Annotated in this window: 15 protein-coding genes; 11 read left to right on the top strand and 4 right to left on the bottom strand. The window is 55.4% G+C overall.

The window, feature by feature from the left end; all coding sequences use genetic code 11:
* The first annotated feature begins 29 nt into the window (after positions 1–29).
* Genes VPH41_RS24325 through VPH41_RS24315 form a run of 3 tightly spaced genes read left to right on the top strand, consistent with a single transcriptional unit; the run spans position 30 to position 1,825 of the window.
* Entirely contained in the window at positions 30–551 is a 522-nt protein-coding gene (locus VPH41_RS24325; protein ID WP_328571787.1) for a DUF1993 domain-containing protein, read from the top strand.
* Positions 535–1,266 carry a hypothetical protein gene (locus tag VPH41_RS24320; RefSeq protein ID WP_328571786.1) on the top strand — a complete coding sequence of 244 codons (732 nt, stop codon included), beginning with the start codon at positions 535–537 and terminating at the stop codon, positions 1,264–1,266. The genes VPH41_RS24325 and VPH41_RS24320 overlap by 17 nt, the downstream gene beginning before the upstream one ends.
* A 40-nt stretch (positions 1,267–1,306) precedes the next feature.
* Positions 1,307–1,825 carry a hypothetical protein gene (locus VPH41_RS24315; RefSeq protein WP_328571785.1) on the top strand — a complete coding sequence of 173 codons (519 nt, stop codon included), beginning with the start codon at positions 1,307–1,309 and terminating at the stop codon, positions 1,823–1,825.
* Between the two features lie 3 nt (positions 1,826–1,828).
* Here VPH41_RS24315 and VPH41_RS24310 read toward each other — a convergent pair whose 3' ends face one another.
* Positions 1,829–2,545: an SDR family oxidoreductase gene (locus VPH41_RS24310; RefSeq protein WP_328571784.1), complete on the bottom strand. Its 717-nt coding sequence runs from the start codon at positions 2,543–2,545 to the stop codon at positions 1,829–1,831.
* A 151-nt stretch (positions 2,546–2,696) separates the two neighbouring features.
* Between VPH41_RS24310 and VPH41_RS24305 the strand changes: the two genes are divergently transcribed.
* The 6 genes from VPH41_RS24305 to VPH41_RS24280 all read left to right on the top strand — a co-directional run bounded on the left by VPH41_RS24305 (position 2,697) and on the right by VPH41_RS24280 (position 9,943).
* Positions 2,697–4,001, top strand: coding sequence for an MFS transporter (locus tag VPH41_RS24305; protein WP_328571783.1), 1,305 nt, complete (start codon positions 2,697–2,699; stop codon positions 3,999–4,001).
* 84 nt (positions 4,002–4,085) lie between these two features.
* Complete coding sequence (locus tag VPH41_RS24300; RefSeq protein ID WP_328571782.1) at positions 4,086–4,679, top strand: cysteine hydrolase family protein; 594 nt, start codon at positions 4,086–4,088, stop codon at positions 4,677–4,679.
* A gap of 395 nt (positions 4,680–5,074) precedes the next feature.
* Complete coding sequence (locus tag VPH41_RS24295; RefSeq protein WP_328571781.1) at positions 5,075–6,655, top strand: isocitrate lyase; 1,581 nt, start codon at positions 5,075–5,077, stop codon at positions 6,653–6,655.
* Positions 6,656–7,307: 652 nt separating this feature from the next.
* Complete coding sequence (locus tag VPH41_RS24290; protein ID WP_152283541.1) at positions 7,308–8,045, top strand: LemA family protein; 738 nt, start codon at positions 7,308–7,310, stop codon at positions 8,043–8,045.
* On the top strand, positions 8,042–9,775 hold the full coding sequence (locus tag VPH41_RS24285; RefSeq protein WP_328571780.1) for an MAG1210 family protein: 1,734 nt from the start codon (positions 8,042–8,044) through the stop codon (positions 9,773–9,775). The genes VPH41_RS24290 and VPH41_RS24285 overlap by 4 nt, the downstream gene beginning before the upstream one ends.
* 18 nt (positions 9,776–9,793) lie before the next feature.
* A complete protein-coding gene (locus tag VPH41_RS24280) occupies positions 9,794–9,943 on the top strand; it encodes a hypothetical protein (protein WP_328571779.1) in 150 nt (49 codons plus the stop codon).
* A gap of 150 nt (positions 9,944–10,093) precedes the next feature.
* Here the strand turns inward: VPH41_RS24280 and VPH41_RS24275 are convergent, their stop codons facing one another.
* The 3 genes from VPH41_RS24275 to VPH41_RS24265 form a co-directional block, all read right to left on the bottom strand.
* The gene (locus VPH41_RS24275; protein ID WP_328571778.1) at positions 10,094–10,528 is read right to left on the bottom strand and encodes an STY0301 family protein; all 435 of its coding nucleotides are present in this window, start codon (positions 10,526–10,528) and stop codon (positions 10,094–10,096) included.
* Between the two features lie 10 nt (positions 10,529–10,538).
* Positions 10,539–10,925 (bottom strand): BPSL0067 family protein, encoded by a 387-nt coding sequence (locus VPH41_RS24270; protein WP_328571777.1) that lies wholly within the window; start codon positions 10,923–10,925, stop codon positions 10,539–10,541.
* Between the two features lie 377 nt (positions 10,926–11,302).
* Complete coding sequence (locus VPH41_RS24265; RefSeq protein WP_328571776.1) at positions 11,303–11,647, bottom strand: GrlR family regulatory protein; 345 nt, start codon at positions 11,645–11,647, stop codon at positions 11,303–11,305.
* Between the two features lie 920 nt (positions 11,648–12,567).
* On the opposite strand from VPH41_RS24265, the gene VPH41_RS24260 reads away from it, so the two are divergent.
* Entirely contained in the window at positions 12,568–13,293 is a 726-nt protein-coding gene (locus VPH41_RS24260) for a hypothetical protein (RefSeq protein ID WP_328571775.1), read from the top strand.
* Positions 13,293–15,596: a DEAD/DEAH box helicase gene (locus VPH41_RS24255; protein ID WP_328571774.1), complete on the top strand. Its 2,304-nt coding sequence runs from the start codon at positions 13,293–13,295 to the stop codon at positions 15,594–15,596. The genes VPH41_RS24260 and VPH41_RS24255 overlap by 1 nt, the downstream gene beginning before the upstream one ends.
* Positions 15,597–15,801: the final 205 nt, after the last annotated feature.

Here is a 15,801-nt window from a genome sequence, read left to right as displayed (position 1 = left end):
CCTGTCTGAATAATTACTTGAGGAAGTCCATGTCGGTCTACACCATCACCATCCCCTGCTTTGCCCAGATGCTGCGCGCGTTGACGACGCTGTTACGCAAGGGCGAGGAACACGCCCAGGCACTGGGCTTCGATGCGCAACACCTGCTCGATGCGCGGCTGGCGCCCGACATGCACACCCTGGCGCGCCAGGTGGAATTCACGTGCACCCAGGCACAGGAAGCCATGTGCCGCCTGACGCAGCGGCCACTGCCCGCACTGGCCACGCCCGCGAACATGCCCGAAGCCAAAACGCTGATCGAGGACACCCTGGCGATGCTCGCTTCGGCGGACCGCGCAGCGATCGACGCTGGCGCGCAGCAGCCAGTGTCGATCGCCCTGGCCGGCGGCCTGACCTTCGACATGACGGGCCAGGAATACGCCGTCAATTGGGCCACGCCCCAGTTCTATTTCCACCTGGTGACGGCGTACAACATCCTGCGCCACAACGGCGTGCCGCTGGGCAAGGCCGAGTATGTACAACATATGTTTGCCTATGCACGCCAGCCATAGGCACCAGGACGCCATGGAGGGCGAACGCTACGCGGGCGTCATGCCAGGCCGGGACGGCGCTGCCGGCTACCACTTGTTCCTGCTGCCCGGCGAAGCCGGCGCCCTGCCCTGGCAAGCGGCGCTGGCCTGGGCCGCGGCGCGCGGCGCCTGCCTGCCCACGCGCAGCGAACTGGCCTTGCTGCACGCCAACCTGCGCGACACCTTCCCGGACGCCTGGTACTGGTCGTCGGAAGCGGACGCCATCCTGCCCCGCCTGGCCTGGAGCCACGATTTCGATAACGGCACCCAGTACAACTTTCGCAAGACCTACAGCGGCCGCGCCTGCGCCGTGCGCCGGGTCGAGATGGCGCAACCGGCGGGCGCAACCGTCCCCTTGCGGCTGGGCGAACGCTATGCCGGCCTGATTCTCGGCAAGGATGGCGCGCCCGACTACCATCTGCTGCTGCAGCCGGACGAGTGCGAGCCGGGGTACCAGTCGTGGCAAGCCGCATCAAGCTGGGCCGCCAGCCTGGGGCACAGCCTGCCCAACCGGCACGAGCAGACCTTGCTGTATGCGACATTGAAAGAGGCATTCCGGCCGAACTGGCACTGGTCGAGCGAGCCGGGCGACATCGAAGACGAAGCCTGGTGCAAGGATTTCGACACGGGCGTCACCTATCAGACTTTGCGCGAGTTCGAAGGCTATACGTGCTGCGTGCGCCGGGTGCTTGTATAGTGCGCGTTTGCTCAGCCGAGCTGTCCCATCAAGGAAAACCATGCTGTTATCACTCGACGATCCCCTCTGGCCCACCCTGGAAGGCGGCTACCGTATGCCCTACGACGTGGCCGAGGCGCTCAAGGCCATGCAGGCGGGCGAAGACGTCTGGCATGAGCTGTGGGAAGAGTTGCACCACCAGGGCGACGTGGGCGTCGCCTCGTATGCGGCCGTGCCCCAGCTCGTCCACCTGCTGGGCAGCGCGCAAGCGCGTGAGGAAGATTTCTATGCGCTCATCGCCTTGATCGAGCTGGAGCGCCACCGCCCCCACAATCCGCCGCTGCCGGACTGGCTGGCCGACAGCTACCGCGATGCCTGGGCGCAACTGCCCGCCATCGCCGCGCGCGACCTGCAGGGCCAGCTCGACCCCGTCATGCTGGAATCCATATTCGCAGTGCTTGCCCTGGCCAAGGGCAACTTGCGCCTGGGCGCCCTGCTGCTGCAGATGGACTCATCCGAAGCGGATGAGTGGCTGGAAGAGCGGCTGGGCTGGTCCGAGGTCTACGGCAAGGACGCGTAAGAGTCAGAAACGCTCGTCGCGCAGCGCCGGCATCACCAGTTCGCGCACGAACGAGGCATTCGACAGGCTCAGCAGCATGCGCACGACGGCGACAACGTCGTGCACGGGGATCAGCTCGCCCTCGCCCCGCGCGGCGGCGTCCGCCAGCGGCACGGACAAGCCATCGTAGGTATTCAGGTAACCGAGCTGCAGCGCCGTCACGGCCAGCCCCTGTTCGCGGAAACCTTCGCGCAAGGCGTCGGCGATGCCATTCAAGGCGAATTTCGACGCGCTGAACGTCACTTCCGGGCGGCCGCTCTGGCGCAGGCCGGACGTGGACCCCGTCAGTATCAGTTGCGGCTTGCTGCTGGCCAGCAAGCGGGGCACCAGGCGCTTGAGCAGCAGGATCGTCGCCGTAATATTCGTATTGACCATGTCGACGATGGCATCGTCCCCATCGCCGAGGAAAGCGTAGTCATCACTAAAGGCTTTTTCTTCCCACACGCCCAGGTTGTAGATCACGGCGTCCAGCGTGGCGGGTGCTGCACGCGCAATGCGTTCCACGGCCTCGGCGGGCGCTGCCAGGTCGGCCGCGATCCATTGCAGCTGCGCGCCCTGGCCGGCAGGCAAGTCGGCAGGCTGCTGGCGCGACACGCCGATGACGGCATGCCCGTCCGCGAGCAAACCGTCCACCAGCGCGCGCCCCAGGCCCCGGCTGGCGCCCACGATCATGATGTTCATACTGTGTCCTTTGCAATGAAGTCAACGCCGATGATAGCGGCGTTGTATTAAGCACAGCTGAGGCTACTCCCCATTCCCCCGCGTTTACTCACACGGCGGAAATGCGTATGCTAGGTCTGGCAATCTCCGATAACACACAAGAACGAGACACATGCCTACTTCCGACACCGCCGCAAGCAACGCCGCAACCCGCCCCCTCACCCAGCAAGACTACAAGACCCTGTCCTTGGCCGCCCTGGGCGGCGCGCTGGAGTTCTACGATTTCATCATCTTCGTCTTCTTTGCCAACGCCATCGGCCAGTTGTTCTTCCCGCCGGAAATGCCGGAATGGCTGCGTCTGCTGCAAACCTTCGGCATCTTCGCGGCCGGCTACGTCGTGCGTCCGCTGGGCGGCATCGTCATGGCCCACTTCGGCGACTTGATGGGTCGCAAGCGCATGTTCACCCTGTCCATCCTGATGATGGCCGTGCCGACCCTGCTGATCGGCCTGCTGCCCACGTATGCCACCATCGGCCTGGCCGCCCCGCTGCTGTTGCTGCTGATGCGTATCTTCCAGGGCGCGGCCGTGGGCGGCGAAGTGCCGGGCGCCTGGGTGTTCGTGTCCGAACACGTGCCCAGCCGCTTCACGGGCTTTGCCTGCGGCGTGCTGACGGCGGGCCTGACGGTCGGCATCCTGCTGGGCTCGCTCGTGGCGACGGGCTTGAACACCGTCTACACACCGGCAGAAATCACCGATGGCGCCTGGCGCTATCCATTCTTGTTGGGCGGTATCTTCGGCTTCGGCGCCATGTATCTGCGCCGCTGGCTGCATGAAACCCCCGTCTTTGCGGAAATGCAGCAGCGCAAGGCGCTGGCCACGGAAATGCCCCTGAAATCCGTGCTGCGCAGCCACCGCGGTGCCGTCGTCGTATCGATGCTGCTGACGTGGATGCTGTCGGCCGGCATCGTCGTCGTCATCCTGATGACACCGGCCCTGCTGCAAAAGATCCACCACATCGCGCCGCGCACCACCCTGATGGCCAATACCGTGGCCACCCTGTGCCTGGCTTTCGGCTGCATCATCGCCGGCATGCTGGCCGACCGCCTGGGCGGCAAGCGCGTGATCTTCGTCGGTTCCGTGCTGCTGGCCATTTCCACGTACCTCTTCTACACCACCGTCGGCAGCCGTCCCGACCTGCTGCTGCCCCTGTATGCGATGACGGGTTTATTTGTCGGCGTCGTCGGCGCCGTGCCCTACGTGCTGGTGCAGGCGTTCCCGGCCCAGGTGCGCTTCTCGGGACTGTCGTTTTCCTACAACTTGTCGTACGCGATTTTCGGCGGCCTGACGCCCGTGGTCGTGACCCTGATGTTGAAGAACAACGTGCTGGGCCCCGCCTATTACGTGATCGGCGTGTGCGTGGTCGGCATGCTGACGGCGCTGTTCATCAAGGACCAACGGCAGACAGTGGGACGCTAGACTCGCGCCCCTCCGGCATCCATCCCAGCAATATTTCCCCAGGCAGGCGCCAAGTGCGCCAGCCATCTCTTACAGGTTGCCAGCATGCATGTCCACACTCCCGCCCTGATCATCATCGACATGCAGCAAGGCATGGCCAGCCCCGCTGCCGGAAGCCGTAACAATCCCGCCGCGGAACGCCAGATCGCCACCCTGCTGCAAGCCTGGCGCGCAGCGGACGCCCCCGTCGTACACGTGCGCCATATCTCCCGGACGCCAGGCTCGCCCTTCTGGCCCGGCCAGCCCGGCGTGGAATTTCAGGCAACGCTGGCGCCTTTGCCGGAAGAGCATATCGTAGAGAAAAATGTGCCGGATGCCTTCATCCACTCGGGGCTGGAACGCTGGCTGCGCGTGCGCGGCATCGGCAAGCTGGTCATCGTGGGCGTCAGCACCAACAATTCTGTGGAGTCGAGCACGCGCACCGCGGGCAATCTGGGCTTTGCCACGCAAGTCGTCGCCGATGCGTGTTTTGCGTTTGCTCAAGTCGATTATGCAGGCACGCCAAGAACGGCGGACGAGGTGCATGCGATGGCGCTGGCCAATTTGCTTGGCGAGTATGCTCAAGTGGTGGCAACGGCGGAGGTGATCGACGCGCTGTCCCGCCCAAGCCTTGCGCCGGCGCAGCATCTTGCCCGCTAAGCTGGCACACGACATTCTCGCTGAAAGAGCCGTTGCGCGAAGGCCTGCGCACAGTGCCGGTCGGCGCGCACAAGCCAACGCCGCCTTCGGGCGGCTTTTTTTTGCTCCATTTTGTCGCGCTGCACCAAAATCTGAAAAGACATTTCACATCGCGGAATTTCAAACGGCGGACTCATCAATTAATTCTCTCACTTTTTGAAAATTCATTTCATATCCTGAAAAATTATAATTAAGTCGTTGAAAAAGAACGATTAAATTTAAGTTATATGTCTTATATAAGACTTGAAGATCGACGCGAATCGGCCTACTATTTAGTCATGCAGTTTGCTTCGACAAGACGTTGTGGCGCACTCGGCGATTTTCTCAAACATAGCTTTTCTTTTTAGGAGATTCACATGTCCCAATATCAAGACGACATCAAGGCTGTTGCCAGTTTGAAAGACCAACAAGGTAGCGCCTGGAACGCCATCAATCCCGAGTCCGCCGCCCGCATGCGCGCCCAGAACAAGTTCAAGACGGGCCTGGACATCGCCAAGTACACGGCGAAGATCATGCGCAACGACATGGCCGCCTACGATGCGGACCCATCCAAGTACACGCAGTCGCTCGGCTGCTGGCACGGTTTCATCGGTCAACAGAAGATGATCTCGATCAAGAAGCACTTCAACAGCACCGACCGCCGCTACCTCTACCTGTCCGGCTGGATGGTTGCCGCCCTGCGCTCCGAGTTCGGCCCGCTGCCAGATCAGTCGATGCATGAAAAAACTGCCGTCTCGGCCCTGATCAAGGAGCTGTACACCTTCCTGCGCCAGGCCGATGCCCGCGAACTGGGCGGCCTGTTCCGCCAGCTGGACGCGGCCCAGGGCGATGCCAAGCAAGCGATCCAGGCGAAGATCGACGGCCACGTGACCCACGTCGTGCCCATCATCGCCGACATCGACGCCGGTTTCGGCAATGCTGAAGCGACCTATTTGCTGGCGAAACAGTTCATCGAAGCGGGTGCCTGCTGCATCCAGATCGAAAACCAGGTATCCGACGAGAAACAATGCGGCCACCAGGACGGTAAAGTGACGGTGCCGCACGAAGACTTCCTGGCCAAGATCCGCGCCATCCGCTACGCCTTCCTGGAACTGGGCGTGGACGACGGCATCATCGTCGCCCGCACGGATTCGCTGGGTGCCGGCTTGACCAAGCAGATCGCCGTCACCAATGAGCCAGGCGACCTGGGCGACCAATACAATTCCTTCCTCGACTGCGAAGAAGTGTCGGCCGATGCGCTGGGCAATGGCGACGTCATCATCAAGCGCGAAGGCAAGCTGCTGCGTCCGAAACGCCTGCCGAGCAACCTGTTCCAGTTCCGCGCCGGTTCCGGCGAAGAGCGTTGCGTGCTCGACTGCATCACTTCCTTGCAAAACGGCGCCGACCTGCTGTGGATCGAAACGGAAAAGCCGCATATCGCGCAAATTGGCGGCATGGTCAGCGAAATCCGCAAGGTCATCCCGAACGCCAAGCTGGTGTACAACAACAGCCCGTCGTTCAACTGGACCCTGAACTTCCGCCAGCAAATCTTCGACGGCATGAAAGCGGCAGGCAAGGACGTGTCCGCCTACGACCGCGCCCAGCTGATGAGCGTGGAATACGACCAGACGGAACTGGCGATCGCCGCCGACGAGAAGATCCGCACCTTCCAGGCCGACTCGGCCCGCGAAGCCGGCATCTTCCACCACCTGATCACCCTGCCGACCTACCACACGGCAGCCTTGTCGACGGACAACCTGGCCAAGGAATACTTCGGCGACCAGGGCATGCTGGGCTACGTGGCCGGCGTGCAGCGCAAGGAAATCCGCCAGGGCATCGCCTGCGTGAAACATCAAAACATGTCCGGCTCGGACATCGGCGACGACCACAAGGATTACTTCAGCGGCGAAGCGGCGCTCAAAGCAGCGGGTAAAGACAACACGATGAACCAGTTCTGAGTTTTTGGCTTGGCTGTAGAGTGAGAAAGCCCGCTTCGGCGGGCTTTCTCGTTAACCGAAGGGCAATCGCAATCGCTATCGATAGCGTTCTGCCCGGCCGTGCTGGCAGTCCTGTCATTCAATGCGCAAAAATGAATGAATACTGTCGTTCATCCAGCTCGACAGTGTTAATGCACCGCTGCATTGCAGCCCCTTCCTGCATTTCCTCTATTTGCCGATGGCAAAGCCTTTAAAAATTTTTGATCATTTATTTCTCCGCAAAGTCTGGTCTGGAGCGGCCGCAGATTCAATGGAAGGGGGAATTGCTTACCGGCCCAAAATGAATGTATTGGGCGGCTATGGCCGGCTGGCAGCGGGTGTCCGTTATCCAGTGCCCCGCCTGCCTGCTGCCGTTTTTTTGCAAGCGGCTGGCTGATCATTGGCCGCACCGGAAAATGTCCAGGAATTTTCCCGAAACTTCACATGCAATATCGGCTTGGCTGCCCTTGATTGGGTCTCATCCTTCAAGATATGATGGCAAAAAAATTAATTTTGGGAAACTTACACGATACACCCACATTCCGCTCCCGCGCGTCAAAAGCTGAAGCGACATATTTTGCAACCGAGCGAGAAACGCTCAATCAGAAACACTCACTACAAAGGATTTTCAAGCATGGCAAATGATTTGGACGAAGTAACTGGCCCGATAAATGAACAGGGGCGCGACATCAACGTCATCAGCAAGCAGATTCCCGTCCAAGTCGGCACCGGGTCGCTCATATTTGAAATCGCCCTGTGGGCGGTCCTTCCGCTGATCGGCGGCTTGGCGCTGCTGACCGGCGCGTTGCCGCAAACGTACGGCTTGGCACTGCTGGTGCTGGGTGCGCTGCCAGGCCTGGTCTTCCTGTTCATGAAGATCTCCGCCCTGGCGTATCTGCGCAAGCTGCAGCAGAAAATCCAGGCCGATGCGTCACAGATCGACAATTACCTGGAGCAGCGCGTCGTAGTCCTGAACAACGTGGTTGGCCTGGTCGCAAAAGCGATCGACCTCGACAAGGACGTGATGAAGTCGGTAGCAGCTTACCGGAGCGGACAGAACGCCGATGCCGAACGCAATCAGGCATCGCAGAAAATCGACGGGATTTTTTCCCGTATCAGCATGGCGTGCGAAGCCTACCCTGATCTGAAGGCACAAGCCGTCATCGCCGATGCCATGCGCCAGAACAGTTATCTGCAAAAGGAAGTGACCGCCGCGCGCACGCTGTATAACGATACCGTCGGCATGTGGAACCAGGACGTCTTTGCCTGGCCGACCAAGCAGATCGTAGCGGCGCGGCAAGGTTATACCACGCGCATTCCTTTCACTGCCTCCGCCGAAACCAAGGCCGCCGCCCGGAGCGTCTTCTTTTGATCAACGATGTCCATGAACCATTGGAGCAGTATTCTCTCCATTTCAAAAATGCTCACGCCAGCAATACGTCGGACTTTTTCGAAGACCTCGTGCGCCAGTCCGGCGTGGACGAGAACGCCAACATCGCGACGGTGCAGGAACTACGCGTGCTCGAAAAGCAGGCTGCGGGCGCCGGTTCCAGCAACAAATGGTGGCGTATCCTGCGCGGCGCCAGTATCGTAGCCGCGCTACTGGCGGCACTCTATCTCTACGCCTATTACGCATGGCCATGGCTCGTGGTCCCGGCGATTGCGCTTGCCGTGGCGATTCATACGCTCAACCGCATCATCAACGATTCCGACGCGCAGTTAAAGCGGCTGCAGGAAGCCTGCGACGCGAAACGTGCCGTGGCCTGGGGCCAGATGGTGCCGCTGAACCGCCTGTACGACTGGGACATCATGGCAAAGCTGATGCAGCAGACAGTGCCCCGCATCGCATTCGACCCGTATTTCAGCAACGGCCGCATGGAAGAGCTGCGCAAGAGCTTTGGATGGTTTGGCAATCTGGGGGACGACCACTCGATCGTGTTCTCGCATAGCGGCGTACTGAACGGCAACCCGTTCATTCTTGCACGCACCTTGTCCCACTCGATGGGCAGCAAGAAATACGATGGCTCGCTGGCTATCAGCTGGACGGAACAGTACCGCAATTCGCAAGGCAAACTGGAAACCAGAACCCGCCACGAAACTCTGCGCGCATCGATCGAGCGTCCGATGCCCGAGTACGAAAACCAGACATTTATCGTCTACGGCAACGAAGCGGCGCCGGATCTCGTGTTCAGCCGCCACCCGTCAAAACTCTCCAGCCTGGAGGACGGCTTCTTCGACAAATGGCGGAAGAATCGCGCCATCAAGAAGCTGGAAGAAAAGTCGCGCGATGTCGACGAGGGGCATACTTTTACGGTGATGGCCAACCGCGAATTCGACGCCTTGTTCGATGCCACGGACCGCAACCATGAAGTACAGTTCCGGCTGTTGTTCACGCCGTTGGCGCAACAGGAAATGCTCAAGCTGCTCAAGGATAGCCAGACAGGTTTTGGCGACACGTTCGCATTCGAAAAAACCCGCATGATCAACGTGCTGGAATCGGGACATATGCGCGCGACCGACATCAGCGGCGCCCCGGAGAAATTCTTTGCCTACGAACTCGCCCAGGCCCGCCTGTTTTTCAACACCTATCACAACGATTTCTTCAAGTCGTTCTACTTTGGGATCGCCCCGCTGCTTGCCATCCCCTTGTACCAACAGCATCGCCCGCACTCGGACATCTATCAAGACACGTATTCGCACAAACCCTGTTTCTGGGAGCATGAAGCGATTGCCAATTACCACGGCGAGGCGATGTTCAAGCATCCCGAGTGCGTCACGCGAAGTATCCTGAAGACATCCATGCAACAAGAGGCCGACGGATCGCAGAAAGTGCATGTAACGGCCAGCGGCTTCCGCAGCGTCGCGCGCACCCACTACGTCTCGGTAAGAGGCGGAGATGGCCGCTCCCATCAGGTTCCAGTGCATTGGGACGAGTACTTCGAGGTCGAAAATAGCGCCAACATGCTGGTAAAGGAAACGGCCTCGCCAGGCAACGCCGCCACGGATGATGCCCCGTTGCCGCCGGCGTTTTCCCAGCGCGGCATCGATGCCGAGAGGACCGTGCTTCGCCGGTCGATTGTTTCGGCGGTTTTGGCTGGTTAGGGCGACTTTGCGGACTGCGTGCAGATCATCGTCAGCATCGCGGTAAATTCGGTGATTACGGTGATGGCGGGGTCGATTGCGGGGATTCTGGCCCAGCGACCGGGCTGGGTGGCGGTGCAAAAGTGGATGATGGCAAGTGTTGACGGAATTGGCGATGAAGATGGCTAATGAGTGCAGGATATAGAGAGCCGATGGTGAGCTTTTGCTCTCCCCGCATACAGCCGCCAAACTAGAATGCCGTTCAGTCCACGCTGAACGGCATTTTTTATGCTTAACACCGGCCGGCCCTCGAAGCGATACCGTCGAGACCAAAATGACTTAACGGCAATCGATATCGATCTCGTTCTGCCCGGCCTTGCGGCCCTTCCTGTAGACGAATTCGCATAGGCTGATACTGTCGTCCATTCTCTTCGACAGAGTCACCTCACCATGCGCGCCGTAACTGCATTGCAACCACTTACCCTCAGGATAGCGGCCTTCCAGGCGATAGCTGAGCGTCGTTTCCCCTTTTTTCTTGCGCTCCCCGCTGGCTACGAGCTGCCCCTTGCGCTCCGGTGCGCCATCGATCGGCGCTGCAGCACTCAGGTAAAGCGGGCTATCGATATACGGCGTCCAGCCAGCCGGCACGGCATTCAGGCTGATCGAGGTCGCAGGCACGCTCTCCGGGCAAGCATAAGGCGCGCTCACGGCAGCCTGCGCGAACACAGGGAAAATGCAGCAGGCGGCGCCGGCCAACAAACGTTTATGTTGCATGGGTGCTCCTCTATTCGATGACGAAAAAAGCATCGGCATTGTTGCTGGGATCGATATGCATGCCATTCTTGTACTGGCCTTTGGAACGCAAGGTTCGCGAAGTCACGATGCCCAGACGCTTGCCCGTCCACTGGTCCATGACAATGATGCCGTCCAGCGCCTGCCCCATATACAAGGCCGCGTGATTGCCTCGTTGATGATTCGCATACTTCCCGTTGACAAACGTGGCAATGGCCGTGCCCTTGCGCAATAGCCGATTTCCCAACACTGCCTCCCCCTGCTTCCAGCTCAACGTGGCAGGCGCACCCGCGTAGTGACGGACCAGCGCAACGCATTGATGGTTGCCGACCATGGTGGTTTTTTCCAGGTCGTCGACTTTGCTGTAAGTGTAGGACATGAGACTCTCTCCATGGCTTTGTGGGAGAGGCTTACGATACATTGGGGAAACTATGAGGGGTTGAGAAGCAACAAGGTTTGTGGGGAATAATGGTTACTCAGATTGGATTGTGTATCTGTATTCGAATGAATACAGTTATCTCAGAAGACGATCACAAAAAGCCACGCACTTCAGCAACTGGTTGTCCCAGATCAAGGACGACAAGACAAATGCAATCATCGCTCAGCACATCGTCCGCCTGGAAAACGGGCTGGGTGACGTGAAGGCAGTTAGCCGCGGCACAAGTTTGTATTCAGCGGCTGAAACCCAACGGGCGGTAGAAATTGGATACAAAAAAGCCCGCAATACGGCGGGCTCATTTCGACATAAAAATCTTCTTACAAATCTAACGGAGCAATCCAGGTGCCGGTAATTACGATTCCTTGCGCCCCTGGTATAGGGGCAGGTGCCGCAAGATGGAAGTTGGCATCACTTGCAGTTCCTTTTACATGCAGCACAAACTTACCACCAGTGCCCCCAAAGACTGATTTAGCAGCGCCTGACAGCGCGGAAACAGTGATCGTTGACGCTACAGCTGAAGAATCCCCAGTTGCACTACCACTGTAAAGAAACTGGCTATCACCACCATAAACCGCATCATCCTTTGCAACGACAAGGCCGCCCTCGCCAGGAAGTCCAGCCGCGAAAGCAACTTTGTAGAAACCGTCTTTAATAATCGACATAAAGGCTCCAATACATTGCCTGGCATTATTGCCATAGCTCTACGGATAGTAGCCGGATTAATTCCAATAGTCGATAAAAACCCGCGTCAAGAAAAAGGCTGGCTTTCATGCTGGCGCGACAAGACATCAACACTGCGAGGCGGGATCATGTTCGTCATTTGGGCACGGATTGATGCTTTGGGTGCAGTGGAAGCCTTTAGGTCTTCGCCGGCATGAGTTCATAGCCTATCGAAGATTCGAAGGGTCGGACCTGCCCATCGAATCGACCAGTTGCTGCCCGCTACGCGGACGCGAGCAGCTTCGCGCGCCGAGGGCGTATGTTCGTAGCTCTGACTGAGCTGGCTTCTGCTGTGTTCAATGCATCAGCCCGTGCCGGATAGCAGACCTGACCCCACGTCGCTAGCGAGAGCGAGCGTAATTGGTTAGGAGTATATTTTTCCGTTGGCGGTACACAACATGCACCTAAGCAACAGCACTAACATCGCAGGCGCTCTGGTTGACGTGGCATAACGGACAGATGACTTGGGTGCCCCATATTTTCTCAATGGTGCAATTTAACAACATATATTATCCATTGGTAACATATTTATTTGAACCAAAAGTCTCTAGATCTTTTGGCTCTTATCGATTGAGCCTAGTTCCTCACGAACAGCGGTGTGCAACGAGAAACTTACCGTGTCTACACTTTTTCGCTTCGTACATCCATCAGACCATACTTGCTATCCTATTGCTGCTAGTGGAATAATCGGTTAAAACATTCACAGACTAGATAACCCAGTGAATAAACGAAATTTATAACGCTATCGCTAGACAATCTGATTGCAGTGCTGCATCCTAGGTGTGTAAATACAGTGTTGTATCCTAGTTGCATATAATTTTTTGCATGAAGGCCGATCGATGTATCGAAAAAAGAACCTCAAATGACACTAACATTTCAGACGCAAACAGTGGATGCAACCTGGGGATGCGCATACCAACAGGTGGTCGATACGCCTGGTTTGCAAAACGTGAAATTATGCTTTGTGGAAGTCACTAATCTTGCTACCTTCGCTGCAGTCATCACCCGAGGGGTTCTAGACAAGTCATGGATGACAAGTCTAGATCCAATCGATTACATGTCCTACGACATGACCGTAACTGAGACTGCAAACAAACTCGTCGGAATTTTCCAAGCTACTAGCACCACAGGAACGCTTGGCGCAGACTTTGGCGAGTTGATGGTGACGATGATTTCTGCATATGCGCTGGAAAAAATATTCTCACATCTGAGGCTTCCCATCGCCGAATTATGGAAGCCAAAACTGAGTGGAAACGAAGGGTTTGATTTTCACACAACCTGCCCTGCCGACCTTGTTAATTTTGGTGAGGCAAAATATTCTAGTAACACGAATCCATATACATTGGCGATATCGCAAGCAGAAGACTTTATCGACCACGAGAAACATTTCCGTGATGGCGTTCATCTCAAGAGCCTCGTTAGTTCGAATTGCGTAAAAAACCTAACAGGCAAACAGTTTGGAATGGTTGCAGCATTTTCTATCCAAGGAAAAAACCCAGATTTGATTTTTGCAAACGCAGCCAAATCTGCCGCCGCATTAGCAGCAAAAAATAAAGTGAATAGTATTTATTTGGTTGGAGTGAAATAATGGCGAAATCGAAAATCACTTCGATTAAGGAGTCAAAAACCGTCTTGCGTGATCTTTCAAACCTTTTAGAGCAGCTTCACATTAATGGACCAATAAGCTCCAACATACTTGAAGACGTTGCATTATACAAAGAATTTCACCCAAAATTATTTTCCTCTGTCGAACAGCGGATTATTTCCACAATGGGTCTTTTTTATAAAATTCAGAAACCAGAAGACCTATATTCGCTGATGATGTCTGCGGTTGGTGATGGCTACAAAAAACAGTATGGGAAATCGTTAACTCCTGTCCAAGTCAGCGTGCGCAGAGCTGTCGATGACAATCAGTTCATTTCTATCTCAGCGCCAACTAGCGCTGGCAAGTCATATTCCATACGGGACTTTATTTCACAACAAAATGGCGACGCTGTAGTGATTGTGCCATCTAGAGCGTTGATAGCGGAGTATATTTCGTCAATCCGCCGTGGCTTTGGAGCATCAAAGAATGTGTTCGTTTCTCCTTTCGTTGACAAGGTATTTAAAAAAAGAAATTTGCGATATATTTTTGTTCTTACACCAGAGCGTGCGCGTGAACTTTTTCTGCAAAGTGATGCTTTTAATATTTCTGTATTTTTCCTTGACGAAGCTCAAATCTCAGAGGAAAAGGATCGAGGCGTTATTTTTGATATCCTAGTCAGACGGGTACAGAAGCATTTTCCAAAAGCAAAAATAATTTTCGCCCATCCATTTGTGGACAATCCAGAAGCTCAATTAAAAAAGCACAATATTGATGAGTCAAAAAGCTATGCCAGATCATATACTCACGGCACCGTCGGAAAAATAAGTGTTTACAAACACAGTAACGGACGCGATTTTTATTTCTCTCCGTTTATTAAGAAGGGGCACCTTCTATCAAATTGCGCAGAATTCGATGGGGGTTTCGCGCGCTTCGCATTTAATGGCACGCACTCAATACTAATTTTTGTTTCTAAAGCATCAATCTACAATGGAAATTTTTTACATCCGTTCAAAGAGTATATCGATGCGTTCCCGGATGTCATCGATACACATGCATTAAACATAATAAAGGAAGTTGAGCACGCGTTAGGTGCGGATCAAAGCGGCCACCGTTCAAAACTAGTCGCACTACTCAAGAAAGGCGTCGTTATCCATCACGGTTCAGTACCGTTGGACGTGCGGTTCCTGGTCGAAGAATTTATCAGGCAGAAATACGCTCGCGTATGCTTTGCAACGAACACTTTGGCACAAGGTGTAAATATGCCATTTGACATCGTCTGGCTACATAGCATGCGAATTAACGGCGACGAGTCAGCTGATAAATCGTTATCATTCAAAAATTTGACTGGTCGTGCAGGGCGATTGTCATCAGAACAGATATTTGACTTCGGCTACGTTTTTACCTCTAATCCGATTCTTTACACGGATAGAATTAACGACACATATATTTTAAGCGAAATTTCAGTGCTCGATGAAGATTTCTCGGAAGCGTCTTATGATTTCCAAGAATTGATTGAGTCAATTCGCACTGATTCCTTCGATGATGAACACAACCTCCCCCGAACAAAAGTTGAGCGCCTTTCCCAGCCACACATTTTTACCGCTTGCCGCCAAATCCTAGATTTGCTTTACGCTAAAGAAACGATTCGCGCAAGCATTGAGGGTGAAGAAAAACGTGAAATTCGCGAAACTATCAAGAATCAGTTAAAGACTATATTCGAAGAGGCAATAAATCGTGAGCTTTTTTATGGAGAAGAAGCAGTCTTCCGTACAGCTATTACAATTTTCTTGTTAGCGATCGGAGGCCGCACCTTCCGGGAGATCGCCGGCATTCGGTATAGTAAGATTTCGCGGAGGAATTTCGGTCATCAAGGAGAAGCTGAATTCGCTCAACCAGCGGAAAGTCTTCCAAACAGTCAGCTAAAACGACGATTCCCCTTATTTGCGGGAGTGCAAGCAAATGACGTTAGTTACGATGCTGTCGTGTTTGACACGTATGACTATATGGACAAAGTTGTGTCTTTCTCGCTGTCTGATGTGTTTATGGCGGCCTTTAAACTCTATGGCGACGTAACCCACGACTCTCGATCAATCAAGATGTCAGGCCTGCTACGCTACGGGACCGATAATGTAGAGCATATTTTGTTAATGCGATATGGTTTCGCACCAGAAAGCGTTGCCGAAATTATTCCCTATATTCGGCTTGTTACTGAGAATGAGATTGTATTTTTACCTGGGATTTACTCAGCACCTCAGAAAATTCGCGATATTGTGGAATGGTATCTCCCTGAAACGACTGGAATTTAGGCGTAGTGTAAGGACTTTCGAGAATATCGGGAGCTGAATGCTGTCCAGTTAGCATTCTACTCAAATCGCTCAGCAACGATTTTCAAAAATCGCCCTAATTAATCAATGAAGGGCATGAAGCAGCGCCTTCTCCTAAGATAGGCAACCGTCTTTCCTGCTCGATATTTCAGCAGTTGATGCAAACGACAAGCCCAGTTTGACCACT

It is taken from the genome of Janthinobacterium sp. P210006 (assembly GCF_036231885.1).
Lineage (GTDB): Bacteria > Pseudomonadota > Gammaproteobacteria > Burkholderiales > Burkholderiaceae_D > Janthinobacterium > Janthinobacterium violaceinigrum.
The sequence above is the reverse complement of the archived record's forward strand: the minus strand, read 5'-3'. Positions and strand labels throughout refer to the sequence as shown.

What these genes read in the sequence shown, in the direction of transcription:
- VPH41_RS24325 (WP_328571787.1), top strand. Translation starts at nt 30, where the DNA reads ATGTCGGTCTACACCATCACCATCCCCTGCTTTGCCCAGATGCTGCGC.
- VPH41_RS24320 (WP_328571786.1), top strand. Translation starts at nt 535, where the DNA reads ATGCACGCCAGCCATAGGCACCAGGACGCCATGGAGGGCGAACGCTAC.
- VPH41_RS24315 (WP_328571785.1), top strand. Translation starts at nt 1,307, where the DNA reads ATGCTGTTATCACTCGACGATCCCCTCTGGCCCACCCTGGAAGGCGGC.
- VPH41_RS24310 (WP_328571784.1), bottom strand. Translation starts at nt 2,545, where the DNA reads ATGAACATCATGATCGTGGGCGCCAGCCGGGGCCTGGGGCGCGCGCTG.
- VPH41_RS24305 (WP_328571783.1), top strand. Translation starts at nt 2,697, where the DNA reads ATGCCTACTTCCGACACCGCCGCAAGCAACGCCGCAACCCGCCCCCTC.
- VPH41_RS24300 (WP_328571782.1), top strand. Translation starts at nt 4,086, where the DNA reads ATGCATGTCCACACTCCCGCCCTGATCATCATCGACATGCAGCAAGGC.
- VPH41_RS24295 (WP_328571781.1), top strand. Translation starts at nt 5,075, where the DNA reads ATGTCCCAATATCAAGACGACATCAAGGCTGTTGCCAGTTTGAAAGAC.
- VPH41_RS24290 (WP_152283541.1), top strand. Translation starts at nt 7,308, where the DNA reads ATGGCAAATGATTTGGACGAAGTAACTGGCCCGATAAATGAACAGGGG.
- VPH41_RS24275 (WP_328571778.1), bottom strand. Translation starts at nt 10,528, where the DNA reads ATGCAACATAAACGTTTGTTGGCCGGCGCCGCCTGCTGCATTTTCCCT.
- VPH41_RS24270 (WP_328571777.1), bottom strand. Translation starts at nt 10,925, where the DNA reads ATGTCCTACACTTACAGCAAAGTCGACGACCTGGAAAAAACCACCATG.
- VPH41_RS24265 (WP_328571776.1), bottom strand. Translation starts at nt 11,647, where the DNA reads ATGTCGATTATTAAAGACGGTTTCTACAAAGTTGCTTTCGCGGCTGGA.
- VPH41_RS24260 (WP_328571775.1), top strand. Translation starts at nt 12,568, where the DNA reads ATGACACTAACATTTCAGACGCAAACAGTGGATGCAACCTGGGGATGC.
- VPH41_RS24255 (WP_328571774.1), top strand. Translation starts at nt 13,293, where the DNA reads ATGGCGAAATCGAAAATCACTTCGATTAAGGAGTCAAAAACCGTCTTG.